Below are 16,301 nucleotides of genomic sequence, written 5' to 3' on the forward strand. Positions count from 1 at the left end.
TTCCGCCGTCGTCACCGCCACTGATTATGATGGCGACACGGCCACCAAGTCGATCGACATCGGCAAGCAGATCCAGTTCCGCGACGATGCGCCGGTTCTGAAGTCCGTCGGCAGCGTCAGCCTCAGCGAGGACGATCTCGCCAACGGCTCGTCGCCCGACAACGCCCATCTCTCCGTCAAGGGCGACCTCGACATCTCGCTCGGCGCGGATGGCGGCAAGGTCGTCCTGGCGGCCGATGGCGCCAAGTGGGACGATGCGAGCAAGACCCTGACGGCCGATGACAGCTCCTGGAAGGTCACGCTCGGCAACGACGGCAAGTACACCTTCACGCTGATGAGCAACACGGCTCATACGGGCGCCAGCGCCGAAAATCTGAAGATCGCCGTGACCTACACCGCGACCGACGGGGACGGCGACGCCATCACCGGCAAATTCGACGTCACCATCAAGGACGACGTTCCGACCATCAACGGCACGGCCCAGAACGTGAACCTCCTGTCCAACGGTGATTTCACCGGCGGCACCTGGGCGAATACCGCAAGCTGGGGCGCATGGGCGACGGAATCGACCGGCTGGAAGATCGAGGGCACCGCTCCCGGCCAGACCGGCGTACAGCTGGAAAAGATCGTCGGACCCTATTTCGGTCTCGCTTCGTCCAACGGCCATCCGATGGTCGACCTCGGCGCCTCGCCGGGCAACATCGCGATCTCGCAGAACGTTGCCGGCCTGACGGCTGGCGACAAGTACACGATCAGCTTCGAAGTCGGCTCCTATGATCCGAACTCGTCGTCGCTCGAGGTTCGCTGGAACAACGAGGTCTACACCATCCCGGTGACCGGGGCGATGAAGACCGTCACCCTCGATGTGATCGCGGGCAGCGGCAACAACACGCTGACCTTCAAGGAAGTCGGCTTTGCCGACGACAACACCGGCACCTATCTCGCCAATATCAGCCTGACGCACGGCGCGGCCGTTCCCGTCTTCACCGGTACGGCCGTCGAAGACAGCGGCGTGGTAACGTTCAACCTGTCGGAAGGTAAGGACTTCTCCTTCGGCGCCGACACGAAGGGCAGCGTCAGCTTCGACGCGTCGCACGTCACGATCTCGACCCCCTCGGGCACGACGATCACCCTCGACCCGTCCGCCTATAAATACAACAGTGCGACCGGCGTCTTCACGATCACCCCCGGCTACAAGTTCGATGGTCTGAGCGAGGGCGAAGTCGCGACGATCACCGTCCCGTTCAGCGTCACCGATGGTGATGGCGACAGCAAGTCCGCCGTCTACCAGCTGACCGTCACCGGCAAGAACGACGCGCCGGTCGCGGTTGCGGACGCCGTCAGCGTCAACGAGGACGGAGCGGCCGCTGCCTCGACGCGCGCCACCGGCGTTCTCGGCAACGACACCGATGTCGATAGTGGCGATACCGCCAAGCTCGTCGTCAGCGCTGCCGGCGTTGGCGCGAATGGTCTTCTCACGTCGCTTTCCGGCGACGTCGGCCTGTCCCTCCAGGGCAAGTACGGCACGCTGACCATCAACAAGGACGGCACTTACAGCTACTCGCCTGACAATGGCGAGGCGCAAAAACTGGGTGAGGGCGCGCAGGCCAGCGACGTGTTCACCTACACGGCGAAGGACACCAATGGAGCGACATCGAACGCAACGCTGACCTTCAACATCATCGGCCAGAACGATGCGCCGACTGTCAGCGGCGCCGTGACCGCCAACGCGACCGAAGACGGCGCACCGGTGGCGCTGAGTGCCCTGGCGAATGCGGGTGATGTGGATAGCGGCAGCATATTGTCCGTCATACTTCCGGTCGGCGGTCTGCCTGCCGGCGTCACCTACGACAGCACGACGCAGAAGTTCATCCTTGATCCGAGGAATGAAGCGTATCAATCGCTTGCCGCCGGTGAAACCAAGGTGGTGACGGTCAACTACGACGTCTCCGACGGGACGGCCAAGACGGCTGCCTCCGCCGCATGGACGATCACCGGCACGAATGATGTCGCCGTGATTACGGCGGCCTCCGGGGCCGATCTCTCGGTGACCGAAGAGAGCGACAAGTTCGCCGGCGGCAAGCTCGATATCGTCGATGTCGATAACGGCCAGCAAGCGTTCGCGGCGCAGACCGACAGCGCCGGCACCTACGGCAAGTTCTCCATCGGCACCGACGGTACCTGGAGCTACGTCGCCGACAACAGCAAGCTGCAATCGCTTGCCGCCAACGAACACAAGACGGAGGACTTCACTGTTTGGTCCAAGGACGGATCAGCCTCCCACGTCGTGACGATCACGGTTACCGGCACCAATGATCCGGCTGTCATCGGCCCGCTCGGAACCTCCTCGGTGACTGAGGACCAGAATGTCACAACGGGCGGTAACCTTACGGCCACCGGCCAGATCGCCATCAGCGATGCCGATGCGGGACAGGGCGCGTTCAAGACCACGGTGACCGACGTCGGCCAGAATCTTGGCACCCTGACGCTCGGCTCCGATGGCACCTATACCTACTCGGTTTCCAACGCCGCCGTTCAGTACCTGAACAGCGGACAGTCGAAGCTCGAAACCTTCGCGATCCAGTCCGTTGACGGTACGACGCAGCAGGTGACCTTCACGATCAACGGCGCCGACGACAACGTCGCACCGGTGCTCACTTTGTCGAACGACGCCTATGTTCTCGACCAGTTCAATCAGCAGGGCTACAACGGCAACGACGGCACGGCCAGCTGGAAGACCGGCTGGACGGAAACCGGCGAGCCGACGAACCCCAAAGGCGGCGACATCCAGGTCGTTCCAAGTGGCAATGGCAACGCCATGATTCTCACCGACGACGATTGGGGAGTGGACAACGGCGATGCCGCGCAGCGTAGTGTCGATCTCACCGGGGCGACCCAGGCGACGCTGACCTTCGACTATAAGCGCGATGGCCTCGAATATGGCGATAACATCAAGGTCCAGGTTCTTGTCGGCAACAATTGGGTTGATGTGGCCACGGTCGGCAACTCCACCTCCTACCACGGCAGCGTGACGGACTCTGTTTTCCAGAACATGACCGTCGACCTGACCAAATATATCTCGGCCAACACCACGGTCCGCTTCCTCGCGGACGACACGCTGGATCAGCGAGACGCGGTCTACATCGACAACGTCAAGGTCTCCTATTCGACCACGCCCACCTTCACCGAAGGTGGTGCGGAGACCGCGATCACGATGAACGCCTCCATCGCCGATAGCGATGCGAACATGCAGGCTGCCAAGGTCGTCCTGACCAATTGGAAGGCGGGCGACGTCCTGTCGGTCAACGGCAAGAACGGTTCGACCGGCATGATCGGCACCATCGCCTTCAGCATTACCAACGACACCATTGCCTTTACCGGCAATGCATCCCGCGCCGCTTATGAAGCCGCCATCGCAGCCATCCGCTTCGCCAACACGTCGGAAGATCCCGACGTTTCGAACCGCACGTTCGAGATCACGGTCAACGACGGTCTGGCAAACTCCAACACGGTGGTCGCGACAGTTGCCGTCGTGGCCGTCAACGACGCTCCCGTGGCCGGTGCCGACAGCATCATCACCAATGCCGGAACGGGTGGCACCTTCGTCGTTCCAGAATGGGCGCTGCTGGCCAACGACCGGGACGTCGACAGCTCCACGCTTGATGTCACGGCGACCACATCCAACAGCAGCATGACGACGAGTTTGCTTCCAAACCCGGGCTCGGTGACCGTAACGGACGGCGTTCCAAGCGGCGGAAACTTCAACTACACCGTTTCGGACGGAAGCACGACGGGGACCGGCTCCGTGTCGGTCACGCAGCGCACGACAGGAAGCCTCGATGGCACTGGCAACGCCGATATCCTGATCGCGAAATCCTTGCCGTCGACGCCGCAGATCACCACGCTGACCTTCGCCGCTAGCTATGACGCCGGTGACAAGGTATCGGTCACCGTCAACGGAACGACCTACAGCTACACGGTTGCCGCTGGTGGCCAGACGGCGGAGCAGGTCTATGACGCGCTGAAGACGGTCAGTGTCGGTGGCGTAACCTTGGCGAGCAGCCTTGCGGCCGAAGGTGTCACCTGGGCGAAAAACCTGGATGGCGGCAATGCCGTCACGCTCACCAGCGCTCCCGGTGTGAACAACGCCTTCGATATCGCCACGGCCATCGACAACGGTTCCGACGTCGGCAAGCCCTGGACATATCGGGTCGACTTCAGCAGCCCGAAAAACTTTGACAGCAACGATGTCGTCAAGATCACGATCAACGGCACCGAGTATTCGAGCAGTGGCACCAATGATGACTGGTGGAGCTCATCGCGTTTCGATAGTGCGCAAGAGAAGCTGGCCAAGGTCCTCACCGCCGCCGGCTTCAAGGTAAGCCTGGACACTGGCACGGATGCCTTTGACATCACGACGACGGACAGCGCCGAAGTCAGTGGTCGCATCGTCATCAATGGACACGCCGGTTCGGTCGTCTCCAGCACGGTGGTGACACCCGGAACCTTGCCGACCGACCAACCCGCGCCAACGGTTGCGACAACACAGCACGCCTCGGACAATGCCGTGATCATGAACGGCCTCGGCGGCAACGACATCCTGATCGGTTCTAGCGCCGGCGATACGCTTGTCGGTGGTGCGGGCAACGACATCCTCTTCGGCGGTGCCGGAAACGACATCTACAAGTGGGGATCGGAGCTGTTGACCTCGGGCAACGCCGATACGATCAGGGACTACGCGACCAACGAGCGGATCGATGTTTCAAGCCTGCTCGGCAACGTTCAGTCGCTGGCGGGCTACGTCAAGGTCGTCGTCGTCGGCAACGATCTGAGCGTGCGGATCGATCAGAATGGCGGCGGAGACAGCTATGTCGAAGCCTACAAGCTGCTGGGTGCCGCGGCCGGCGGCGTTGCCTCCGTCAACGTCTACTTCGGTGGCGCGGACCACGCGATCGCCCAGGCGGCCTGGACCCAGAACGCCATCGACCCGATCATCCTCGACCTCGATCGCAACGGCGTCGCGCTGACCACCCTCGACAATGGTGTCTCCTTCGACATCAATGCCGATGGCATTCAGGACAAGATCGCCTGGACGGCGGGCACCGATGGTATCCTGGCCTATGATGTCGATGGAAACGGCAAGATCGACAATGGCACCGAGATCTTCTCGCCGAAGTTCGCCGGTGGCAGCTATGCCGATGGCCTGCAGGCGCTGGCGACGCTCGACAGCAACCAGGATGGCAAGATCGATGCCAATGACGAGGCCTTCGCGAAGCTCTCCATCTGGCAGGACCTGAACCACAATGGCATCAGCGATGCCGGCGAGCTTTCGAGCCTCGCCGATCATCAGATCGCCAGCCTGTCGCTCGATGCCCAGGCATTGGACGGCGCGATCAACGGTCAGTCGGTCCTGGCGGAAGGCAGCTACACGCTGACGGACGGTTCCACCGGTCAGTTCCTCGAAGTCGCCTTCGACACGACGCTCGGCGGCAGCAGCACCACCGGCAACGATAGCCATGCCTATTCGCTGGTCGGCGGTGACGGCAACGACACGCTGTCGGGCGCCGGCGGCATGGTGACCATGACGGGTGGCGCGGGCGCCGATACCTTCGTGCTCGATGCCGGCGCGCTGTCGGATGTCAAGATGGCCGACGTCATCACCGACTATAAGGCCGGCGAGGGCGATACGCTCGACGTGTCGAAGCTGCTCGACAGCCTGCTCGGCCACCAGGCGACGGAAGCCGAGGCGCTCGCCAGCGTCCGGACGATGACGTCGGGCGCCGACACCGTGGTCAGCGTCAACGCCAATGGCGGCTGGCAGGATGTGGCGGTGCTCCAGAACACGCAGGAAGCCGTCAAGATCCTGTTCGACGACAAGCAGGACAGCACCACCGCGCCGCATGTCGGCTAAGTGATCAAGGACAGGCGGACCGCTCCGCCGATGACAGGGAAAAAGGCGCGCGAGCGCCTTTTTCGCGTTGTGAGGGACAACGTCGGGCGGACGAGGGGAGCAGGCGCCCGCCACGCGATCCATGGCCGGGAAGCCCCCGCGAGGGTGGCGGCGCGCTGCGCGCGGACGGTCGGCGGACGGCCGATCCAGCCGCGTGGACTGTTTGTCGTCCTGGGGACGGATGTGAGGCGATGCGGGCTGGCGTTCGCACCTTGCCGCGCGGGAGGCGGCGGTATCCAGGGCATTGCGGATCCATCACCTGGCTCTCGAGCGACCGCTCCACCGCCTCCGCCTAAGGTGTCGGGGTGAGCGAACCGCGACGCTCCAGTCCCGCGATCATCAAAACGAAAAGAGGCGCCCGGGGCGCCTCCAAATCCATGTCGTGACTGTCGCTTTGTCCGTGTGGCGCTCAGGCCGCCGGCAGTCTTGAGATCGGCACGTCTTCCGCTTCGCCGCCGCCGCGGTCCATGGCCATTTCATCGGCGAGCTGGCGGATATGGTTGAAGTCGGTCGGGCCGTCGAAGACCGCGCCGCCGAGGCGGATGTCCAGCGAGAGCGGCGCGTCGCCGGCCGTGAAGGCCGCCTGTTCGCAGCGGCGGCGGATACGCATGCCGACATCCTGGGCGTTCTCGATCGTGGCGCCCGGCAGGAACACGCCGAGTTCGTTCGTCGCCAGCCGTGCGACGAGATCGCCCGAGCGCACCGAGGACTGGGTGATCGCGGCCAGCGACTGCATCACCGTGTCGGCCCATTGCGGCCCGTAGCGGCGGCTGATGGCGTCGAGCGTGTCGATGACCACGGCGATCATCACACCGCCCGCGTCGGTGGAGATCCGCTTGCGGCGGTCGATATAGTGTTCGACGGCTGCCGCGAAGGCGGTTCCGTTGAGCGTCTTGGTAACGCTGTCGTGCCGTTGAGAATAGTTGACGGCCTCCTGCAGTTTCTTCAGCTCGTTGTTCTTGAGCTGCAGCATCATCAGCAGCGGAAATGCAACAAAGAGCGAAATTGCGGCGGCTCCGACGAACCCTACCAAAAATGGTCGCTCCGGCATCAGAAGGTTTAAGATAAGTAAAAAACCGACCGAGCAGGCCGCGAAGCAGATCGACACGATCGCGGCGATGCGAAGAGCGGAAAGGTTTGTTGCGGATTGGTAACGCTGGCGGAATTTCATCGCGGGGCAGGTCCCTGTGGAAGTAACGGCAGATAAACACGGACGGGAAAAGTTGGCGTTAAAAAACCCTGTAAAATTCTAGCTTTAGCTAGTGATACTTGGGAATTAACCGTCTCCGCAGGAAAGACCTGTGCCGCAATTGGAATGTGGAAAAATTGGTGTTACTTGTTTGCCGAATGAAAGCGTTCGGTATACGGGTTCACTCGGTGAATTTTAGATGTTGAGGGGCATCCGTCTTGTTTAAAACCAAAAGCATTGTTGCAGCATTGTCCGCCACTGTTGCTCTGAATTTCTCGTTGTTCGTCGACGCCAATGCGATGTCCTTGCAGCAGGCCATCGAAACGACGATGAAAACCAATCCACAGATACTTCAGGCCGCGAGAAACAAAGAAGCGATCGAATTCGAGCTTCGTCAGGCGCGCGGGCTATACTTGCCGTCGGTGGATCTCGAGGCCGGTGTCGGCCGCCGCCGCTTGTCGAATTCCTCGACCGGCACGCTGACGTCGGATAGCGACTACCTGTCTCCCGGCGATGTCGGCGTGACGATCACGCAGACGCTGTTTGATGGCGGCGCGCGCAAGTCGCAGGTCGATCAGCAGGCATCGCGCGTCGATGGCGCCTCCTTTCGGGTCCTCGAACGCTCGGAAGCGCTCGCCCTCGAAGTAACCCAGAGCTATCTGGAATATATGCTGCAGGTTCAGATCGTTGCCGCCGCGAAGGAAAACGTCTCCTTCCACACGGCGATGGTCGGCGACATCAATGAAAGCATCAAGGGCGGGGCGCTCACCGATGCCGATCGTCTTCAGGGCAGCGAACGCCTGCAGGCCGCCAAGGCCCGCCAGCGCGAGGCGCTCGAAGAGCTGGAAGCGACCAAGATCCGCTTCATGAAGGCCGTCGGCCAGCCGATCGTCAATCCGCAGACCCCGCCTTCGGTCGCCAAGTATATCCCGAAGACGCTCGATGACGCGCTCTTCGTCGCCAACAAGAACAGCCCGCGCATCTTCTCCGCCAATGCGGATATCGATGCGGCCGACGCCGGTGTGCGTGGCGCCCGCGCCAACTACCTGCCGAAGGTCAATCTCGAAGGCACGGCCCGCGTCGGCGATGACATCGACGCCAATCTCGGCAACACCAACGATTACCAGGTGCGCGTCGTCGCCCGCTGGAACCTGTATCGCGGCGGCATCGATGTGGCCCGCGAGCAGGAGCAGATCCGCCGTGCCGGCGAGCAGCGCTATGTGCTGTCGCAGGTCCAGCGCGAGGTCAAGGAATCGGTGAGCTCCGCCTGGAACGAGCGCGCCAGCCGCGGCGAACTGTCGGGCATCCTTGCCAAGCAGTCGTCGATCAACAACCAGCTGGTCAGCTCCTACCGCGAGCAGTTCAAGGTCGGTCAGCGCTCGCTGCTCGACGTGCTCGATGCGCAGAACACCCGCTTCAACACCAAGGTCCTGGCCGACACGGCGCGCGTTGCTTCGCTGTTTGCGGAGTACAAGATCCTCGCCGCCTCCGGCAATCTGCTTCAGACCATGAAGCTGCGGCCGGTCGAGCAGGCCAAGCCTTATGCGCGGGAAGAGTTCGCTATCCCCGCGACCGCGCAGAATCCCGGATATGTCGAAGTCGACTCTCGTCAGAAGGCTGGCATGCCGATGGATCTGCTGGCGCCGATCAGGCAGCAGTAACCAGGTGACCATGGAACATGCGGAACGTTGCATCTGAGACGAACGGCAGCATGCCGCTTCAAACATTCAAGGCCGCGTTCAAGTCCGTGGCAGCGTTCTATGGTCGACCAAGCTCCGATACGGTGCTCTTCTCCGGCCTTCCGGATGAGATCACCGAATCGCTCGAGGGCGATGACGTCGAGCAGATGGCCGAGCGCATCGGCCTTCAGGTGATCAAGCATTCGGAGCGTGATTGCCGGCTGGGCAATTTCGATTGCCCTGCCATCGTCGCGTTCGATGGCGGCGTGCTCCCTCTGCTGGAGATGGCCGAGGACGGCTCTTACATCACCGACATCGTTCCCGTCGCGGGCGCGACCGCGCGCCTGACGCGCGAGCAGCTCGTTGCGCTGAAGCCGCGCATGGCCTTCGCCTTCACGCTCTATTATCAGAACGCCTCCGAGGAGGCGCTGGTCGGCAGCGCTGTCGAGATCGAGAAGCGCCACTGGCTGGCGACGACGCTGGCGCCTTACTGGCGCACCTATGTCCGCGTCATGGTGGCCGCGCTGTTCATCAATCTGATCGCGCTCGGCTCGCCGCTCTTCACCATGAACGTCTATGACCGCGTGCTGCCCAACAAGGCGATCCCGACGCTGTGGGTTCTCGCCGCCGGCATCACGCTCGCCTATCTCTTCGATTTTTTGCTGAAAACCGCGCGCTCCTCGCTGATCGATTACGCCGGCCGCAAGGCCGATCTGCGCCTGTCGCAGATGCTCTTCGACAAGGTGCTGAATTCGACGCTGGCCTCGCGCCCGATGTCGACGGGCGAATATGCCAACCGCGTCACGCAGTATGAATTCGTGCGCGAGTTCTTCACCTCGAACACCATCGGCGTCATCATCGACAGCCTGTTCCTGTTCATCTTCCTTGCCGTCATCTACCTGATCGCCGGCTGGCTGGTGGTCATCCCCGCCGTCGCCTTCGTGCTCTCGGTCGCCATCGGTCTTTACGCCCAGGCCGCGATCGGCAAGCGCATGACGACCGCCGCCAACGAGGCGGCGCGCCGCCAGTCGCTGCTGGTCGAAACGATTTCGACCATCGAGACATTGAAGAGCCTTCGCGCCGAAGCCACCATGCTGCGCCGCTGGCAGGAACTCAGCAAGTATTCGAGCCGCACCAGCGAAGAGATCAAGCAGGTCTCCACCAACGCCATCAACATGACGATGTTCGTGCAGCAGATGGTGAGCGTGCTCATCGTCATCGCCGGCACCTACGAGTTCTCCGAGGGCCGTATCGCCATGGGCGCGATCGTCGCCACCGTGATGCTGGCCAGCCGCGCCGGCGCGCCGCTCGGCCAGATCGCCATGACGCTGGCGCGCTTCCGCCAGGCCACCATGTCGCTGCGCATCCTCGACAAGATCATGGAGCAGCCCGACGATCGCCCCTCGACGGTCGGCTTCGTCAATCGCGAGATCACCCGCGGCGCCTTCAGCTTCCAGGATGTCTCGTTCCAGTATCCGGGTTCCGACTATCCCGTCATCAACAAGCTGTCCTTCAACGTCACGCCCGGCGAGCGCATCGGCATCATCGGCCGCATCGGCTCCGGCAAGACCACGCTCGGGCGCCTGCTCGATGGTCTCTTTACGCCCTCGGGCGGCCGTGTCCTGATCGATGGCGTCGATATCCGCCAGTATCACATGGCCGAAGTGCGCGCCAACGTCGCCGTCGCCGGCCAGTCCTCCGACCTGTTCTCGGGAACGGTGAAGGAAAACCTGCTGCTCGGCCGCGCCGACGCCACCGACGAGGAGTTGCTCGAGGTCGCCCGCATGACCGGGGTCGACGAGTTCGTCGGCAATCATCCGCGCGGCTTCGACATGCCGGTCGGCGAGCGCGGCAGCAATCTGTCGAGCGGCCAGAAGCAGGCGCTCACCATCGCCCGTCTGCTGCTCACCCGCCCCAAGGTCGTGTTCCTCGACGAGCCCTCCGGCGCCATGGACCTCGCGACCGAGCGCAATCTGATCCTGCGCCTGTCCAAGGCCTTCGACCGCAAGACGACGCTGCTCATCGCCACGCACCGCTACAGCATGCTGGAACTGGTCGACCGCCTGATCGTCATCGACAAGGGCCGCATCATCGCCGATGGTCCGAAGCAGGCCGTCATTGAAGCCATGCAGCGCAAGCCGGGCACGCCGGCCACCGGACAGGCCCCGGTGGTGCCGGTCGTCGGCGCCCCTGTCGTCGTCGCCCCGGGCCCCGTGCCGGTCACGCCCGTCGCCATGTCCGTAGCACCCGTCACCTCGGTCGCGCCGGCCCCCGCGGGCTCCTCGGCAATGCCGGTGGCGCAGGTCGTCACTGATCCGGCGCCCGTCGCCAATGTGACCCCGCTCAATCACACGGTGAAGGCGTCATGAGCAACCAGTACGACAACCCGCCCTTTCTCGCCCGCGCCATATTGGGCCTCGTGGCTCTGGTCATCGCCAGCTTCGTCGCCTGGGCCGCGATCGCCAAGATCAACGAGGTCGCCCGCGGCGAGGGCAAGGTCATTCCCGTCTCGAAGACGCAGATCATCCAGTCGTCCGAACCCGGCGTCGTCCAGCAGATCGCCGTCGTTCTCGGCCAGGTCGTGCGCAAGGGCCAGCTGATCGTCCAGCTCGACAACACCACCACCACCTCGACACTCGGCGAATCGGTTGCCAAGGCCCGCGCCCTGGGCGCCAAGGTCGCCCGCCTGAAGCTAGAGGAAGAGGGCAAGTATGACGTGCCCTACGCTTGTCCCGAGGATATCCTGGCCGTCGCCAAGGACGTCTGCGCCAACGAAGCCCAGCTCTTCGCCGCCGGTCGCGCCAGCTATGAGAACAAGCTCGGCGTGCTCAAGGAGCGCGTGCGCCAGCGTGAAAACGAGCTCAGCGAGGCGCGCGCCAATATCGACCGTCTGACGCAGAACATCGATGGCGCCCAGCGCCAGTACGATCTCATCAGCCCGCTCGCCAGGAAGAAGCTTATCGCCGAGACCGAGGTGCTGAAGACGGAGCGCGAGCTCACCGATCAGAAGGGCCAGCTCAGGGTCTATCAGGAAAGCATCGATCGTCTTCAGGCGGCCGTGCAGGAAGCCAGCCTGCAGCTCGGCGACCTCGCGCTCGGGCTGCGCCAGCAGGCGCTGACGGACAAGGCCCAGGCGCTGGCCGAGCTGTCGGTCGTCGACGAGACCGTGCGCGGCGCGTCCGATCGCGTCAAGCGCACCGATATCCGCTCCCCTGTCGATGGCATCGTCAACACGCTCGAGGTCAACACCATCGGCGCCTATGTCGATCCCGGCCGCGTCATCGCCGGCATCGTTCCGACCGCCGATACGCTGCTCGTCGAAGCCAAGATCTCGCCGCGCGACGTCGCCTTCATCCGCCGCGGCCAGCCGGCCATCGTCAAGATCACCGCTTACGACTTTTCGGTCTATGGCGGGCTCGAGGGCGTGGTCGAAAACATCTCGGCCGACAGTCTGGTGGAGAAGGAAAAGGGCGAGACCTACTATCTCGTCCAGGTCAAGACCGACAAGTCGGAGCTGACGCGCAACGGCAAGACCTTTCCGATCATTCCGGGCATGGTCTCCTCGGTGGAGATCATGACAGGCAGCAAGACGGTCCTCAGCTATCTGATGAAGCCGATCAACAAGGCGCGCACCGAAGCGCTGACGGAGCGCTGACCATGCTGATCGTCAAGCCCGGCGCCAACGACGCATCCGATCTGGAGCCGACCGACGAGCAGCTGCCCGCCATCGACGCCGAGGAGATCGAGCCGCGTTTCCGGGCGGTGGCGGGTCGTGGCGGCGAGCGTCGCGGCATCCGGCTGGAGCGCATCTATTGGGACGGCCTTGGCCGCATGTCCGCCTCGGGCAAGATGTCGACCGCCGACCTCGTGCATTACACCGCCTCGCAGATGCCGGAATCCGGCAATCTCGCCTCGCTGCTGCGCGTGCTCAGCCTCAAATGGGCGCTATGCCGGCTGGATACGGTCGAGGACATCTCGTCGCTCGCCAATGTCAACGCCATCATCCAGGCCTCGCCGTCGCCGGCGATCCTGTTGACGCATGAGAAGAAGGTGCAGCTCTTCAACGACGCCTTCCTGTCGATGCTGCGCCAGCGCCTGCCGCTCGGCGATCTCGCCCAGCTGACCAAGAGCCTGCGTTTCTCGATCGATACCCAGATCGAGGAAGCCATCGCCACCTTGTCGCGCAACAAGGGCAAGACACTTGCGACAGGCTTCACCATCACCGTCGGCACCCAGAGCATGAAGGGCCAGATCAACCTGGCGCTGGCGCCGACGCACGAGAAGTCGATGCTGATCGGCTATATCTCCCGCTACTGACAAGGGCCCGGCTCGTGCCGGCCGCCGCCTCAGTCCTCGAGCCGGCCCGACGCGTCGCGGTCGCGCTCGTATCGGTGTTTCAACGGAAATTCGGGAAGCCAGGCCTCGCGGCGTATGATCCACAGCTCATAGGTCGGCTGCAACCGGTTGGGCTCGTCGAGCGAGCCGAGATTGATCTCGACCTCGTCGCCGCTCAGCCCGAAAACCGGCGAGCCGCAGCGCGGGCAAAAGCACCGGCCGTTGTAATCACCCGTCTCCCCCTCGACCCGCAGCGCATCCTTGGGGAAGATCGCCGAAGCATGAAACAGCGCCCCATGATGCTTGCGACAATCCAGGCAATGACAGATGCCGACCCGATAAGGCGCGCCGGATGCCGCGAAGCGAACGCGGCCGCATAGGCATCCTCCGGTAATTTCGGTCATCGTGCATCTCCTCCGTCATGAAACGTCGCAGCCAAAACGACGGCGCCGCGCGAAGGTTTCGGGGAGGGCGGCCAGCACCAGCAAAAACCTCGGGGTTATCTTCCTAACCTTCATCCGATCGAGTTTAGGCTGGATCGCAACTCCTGAGAACTCTCAACCCGTCTTGGCTGATTGCGACAAGGCCAAAGAAAAAGCCACCGGCAATGCAGGGCCGGCGGCTTCGCTTCGGTATCGAAGCGGGATGCGAGGGTGGTTGATCCGGCCCTCGCCATTGCCTTCCTGTCAGAAGGCAACACCTTCGCCCGGAGCAATCTTCTCGAGCGGCATGGCCGATGCCATCTGGCTGTTGCCGGCGCGCGAGCCATGCAGATATCCCTTGCCGTTGGCAATGGAATAGAGCGGCTTGTAGTCGGGCAGGCGGGTGTCGGTGAGGACCGTGTCACGCATGTTGTCGAGAACATAGCGGTTGCCACCGGCCGAAACCGAGAGAATGGCGTGGTAGAACTTGCGCCTCTGGTCGTACAGAACGACGATCGCCATGTCCTTCGGATCGACGCCCTCGGCATAGAGCGCCGCCATCTTCAGGATCGCGAAGTCCTCGCAGTCGCCTTCCTGGCGCTTCAGCGTTTCCGAAGGGGTCGCCCAGTAATCCGCTTCGCCGGAGTTTTCGGTGTCGCTAACATAGCGGATCGTGCGGTTGATCGTGGCGTTGACCGTGTTCATCTTGTCGCGCAGCGATGCTTGCGACGTCTTGGCGAGCGCCGCCTTGATCGTGGTGACGGTGTCGGTGCACTTGCCGGCGCCGCAGGAAATAGCCGTGCCGCTGGTCATTTCGTCTATGGATGGCGCCAGTTTCTTCAACGCGGCCAGTCGCTTGAAGGGGATGGCGACGGAGCCGAACACGCCGTTGTTGTCGGGACGCGCGGCGATCGAAGGACGGGTCGTTGGCGTGATGGATGCGGTGGTTTCCGGGCTCCACGCGGGCGCCGCGACCGGTGCCGGGGCCTTCAGCGCGGCAAGATCGATCGAGCCGACGGCCTGCGCGATGCCGCGTCCGGCCAGCGTGAGCAGCCGCGCCACGCCGCCGGCGCTGACAGCGTTCACGGCCTGCCCGGCTATGCTTGCGGAAGTAAAGGTGGAGTAAGAAGCGCTGAATGCCTGCGTATTATAAAGAGCAGATGCGGATGCTCCACTGTAAGAAAAAGAAGAAAATGCCGAAAGAAGTACAATGAAAGCGATTTTGTTTGTTTTTGTTCTTTGGGTCACGGGCTTAGTTTCTCCACTTGTTGAGAGAAAACTACACGCCAGCCATAAATATCGGGTTTGGAAGCGTGGATAAGTTTGAACAAAGTTATCCACTCAAAAAAGCTGAAAATTTTAGCTTTTCCGTCAACCAAGTTTGGGGGAAGGGTTTGCTTTCGCGAAGTGCCTATGCAGATATGAGGCCGCGAAATGGCCGCTGCAGACGGCCTGTGGAGTTTGGGGGAAGCAGTGATCGTGAAGGACAGGGATGAGGCGCGTGGCGCGCATGGTTTACGTGGCGCCTTTCGCGGGGCCCGCAACGGCGCGCGCGCCGCGCGGTCGCTTCTGCTTCTCTCCGTCGTTCTTTCCTGCACGGCGCTGACCGCCTGCCAGTCCGGCGTCGACGGCATTGCCAAGAACGTCAAGACCAACGACATCAAGCCGCCCTCCAGCGAGGTGGAGGAAAGCTTTGGCGAAAACGGCGCCGAGATCACGCTGCTGATGCAGAAGGGGTCGAGCGGGCTGTTCGAAGGGCCGTCGCGCGATATCAGGGATGCCGCCGCCCTTGGCATCGGCGAGCTCGGCGCCAACCAGGCCTTCGTCAAGGTCGTCGATGTGACGAGCCCGGCCGCGGCATCCGCCGCCGTCGCCGCCGCAAAATCCAGAAGCTCGGCGCTTCTCGTCAGCTACCTGCCGCCGGCGACCACCGCCGCCGTGGCCGCCATGCCGTCGGATCAGCGCCCGCCGCTCCTCAATCTCGGCGCGGCCGTGCCCGCCACGTCCGGCAACGTCTACAATCTCGCTTCCGGCGAGATCGACAGCGCGCTGGAAGGCGTGCGCGCCGCCTTTGCCAGCGGCCGCAAGAAGGTCTTCGTCTTCGCCCAGCGCGATCTGCCGCCGGCAAGCGATCAAAGGCTGGCCGACGCCATCCGCGCCTCGGGCGGTACCTTCGTCGGCATCGCCCGCTATGATCTCACCGATGCCGCCGCGGCCGCAGCCGTGCAGACGGCCAAGCCGCAGCTGCAGACCGCCGACACCGTGCTCATCCTCGGCCGCACCGCCATCACCACCACCATCGAGGGGGCGATCAAGGCGGGCGGTCAGACCGGCCTCAATTTCGTCGGCACCAGCGCCTGGCCGCCGCAGACCTATCGCGAGCCGACCGCCAACGGCACGCTGATCGCCATGGTGGAACCGGAAGCGGCGACGCTGATCGCGGACCGCTACCAGCGCCATTACAAGCGCCCGCTCTCCACCGACGCCGCCTATGGCTACGACGCCATCGCGATCGCATCCGGCATCATCCGCAGCAAGGGCGCCACGGGCCTCAATGCCGAGACGCTGACCAGCAAGGTCGGCTTCCGCGGCGTCACCGGACTGTTTCGCCTGTCGCCATCCGGCCAGGTCGAGCGGCGCCTGAGCCTCTATGCCATCGGCGGCGGCAAGATCAACGTGCTCGCCACCGCGCCCGCCTCGTTCTGACGCCGCCCTCGTTCCGATGC

General features: G+C 63.3%; 9 protein-coding genes. 6 read left to right on the top strand and 3 right to left on the bottom strand.

Translation table 11 applies throughout. The annotated features are described in order from the left end of the window. A partial coding sequence (locus tag GGQ67_RS25515; protein WP_183901076.1) for a VCBS domain-containing protein occupies positions 1–5,911 on the top strand: 5,911 nt, incomplete at its 5' end. 448 nt (positions 5,912–6,359) lie between these two features. On the opposite strand, the gene GGQ67_RS15695 is transcribed toward GGQ67_RS25515, so the two are convergent. Continuing rightward, positions 6,360–6,983: a GGDEF domain-containing protein gene (locus GGQ67_RS15695; RefSeq protein WP_246400200.1), complete on the bottom strand. Its 624-nt coding sequence runs from the start codon at positions 6,981–6,983 to the stop codon at positions 6,360–6,362. A 455-nt stretch (positions 6,984–7,438) separates the two neighbouring features. Here GGQ67_RS15695 and GGQ67_RS15700 point away from each other — a divergent pair, with 455 nt between their 5' ends. Genes GGQ67_RS15700 through GGQ67_RS15715 form a run of 4 tightly spaced genes read left to right on the top strand, consistent with a single transcriptional unit; the run spans position 7,439 to position 13,135 of the window. Beyond that, on the top strand, positions 7,439–8,800 hold the full coding sequence (locus GGQ67_RS15700; RefSeq protein ID WP_183901154.1) for a TolC family outer membrane protein: 1,362 nt from the start codon (positions 7,439–7,441) through the stop codon (positions 8,798–8,800). 17 nt (positions 8,801–8,817) lie between these two features. Further along, entirely contained in the window at positions 8,818–11,187 is a 2,370-nt protein-coding gene (locus GGQ67_RS15705; RefSeq protein ID WP_246400201.1) for a type I secretion system permease/ATPase, read from the top strand. Then, positions 11,184–12,473, top strand: coding sequence for an HlyD family type I secretion periplasmic adaptor subunit (locus tag GGQ67_RS15710; RefSeq protein WP_183901079.1), 1,290 nt, complete (start codon positions 11,184–11,186; stop codon positions 12,471–12,473). Before GGQ67_RS15705 ends, GGQ67_RS15710 begins: the two co-directional genes overlap by 4 nt. A gap of 2 nt (positions 12,474–12,475) precedes the next feature. Next, positions 12,476–13,135, top strand: coding sequence for a ribbon-helix-helix domain-containing protein (locus tag GGQ67_RS15715; RefSeq protein ID WP_183901080.1), 660 nt, complete (start codon positions 12,476–12,478; stop codon positions 13,133–13,135). Positions 13,136–13,164: 29 nt separating this feature from the next. Here the strand turns inward: GGQ67_RS15715 and GGQ67_RS15720 are convergent, their stop codons facing one another. Further along, a complete protein-coding gene (locus GGQ67_RS15720) occupies positions 13,165–13,557 on the bottom strand; it encodes a GFA family protein (protein ID WP_183901081.1) in 393 nt (130 codons plus the stop codon). A 282-nt stretch (positions 13,558–13,839) separates the two neighbouring features. Continuing rightward, entirely contained in the window at positions 13,840–14,661 is an 822-nt protein-coding gene (locus tag GGQ67_RS15725; RefSeq protein ID WP_343056520.1) for a transglutaminase-like cysteine peptidase, read from the bottom strand. Between the two features lie 348 nt (positions 14,662–15,009). On the opposite strand from GGQ67_RS15725, the gene GGQ67_RS15730 reads away from it, so the two are divergent. Further along, positions 15,010–16,281: an ABC transporter substrate-binding protein gene (locus GGQ67_RS15730; RefSeq protein ID WP_210279662.1), complete on the top strand. Its 1,272-nt coding sequence runs from the start codon at positions 15,010–15,012 to the stop codon at positions 16,279–16,281. Positions 16,282–16,301: the final 20 nt, after the last annotated feature.

This window comes from Rhizobium metallidurans (assembly GCF_014196505.1).
GTDB lineage: Bacteria > Pseudomonadota > Alphaproteobacteria > Rhizobiales > Rhizobiaceae > Rhizobium > Rhizobium metallidurans.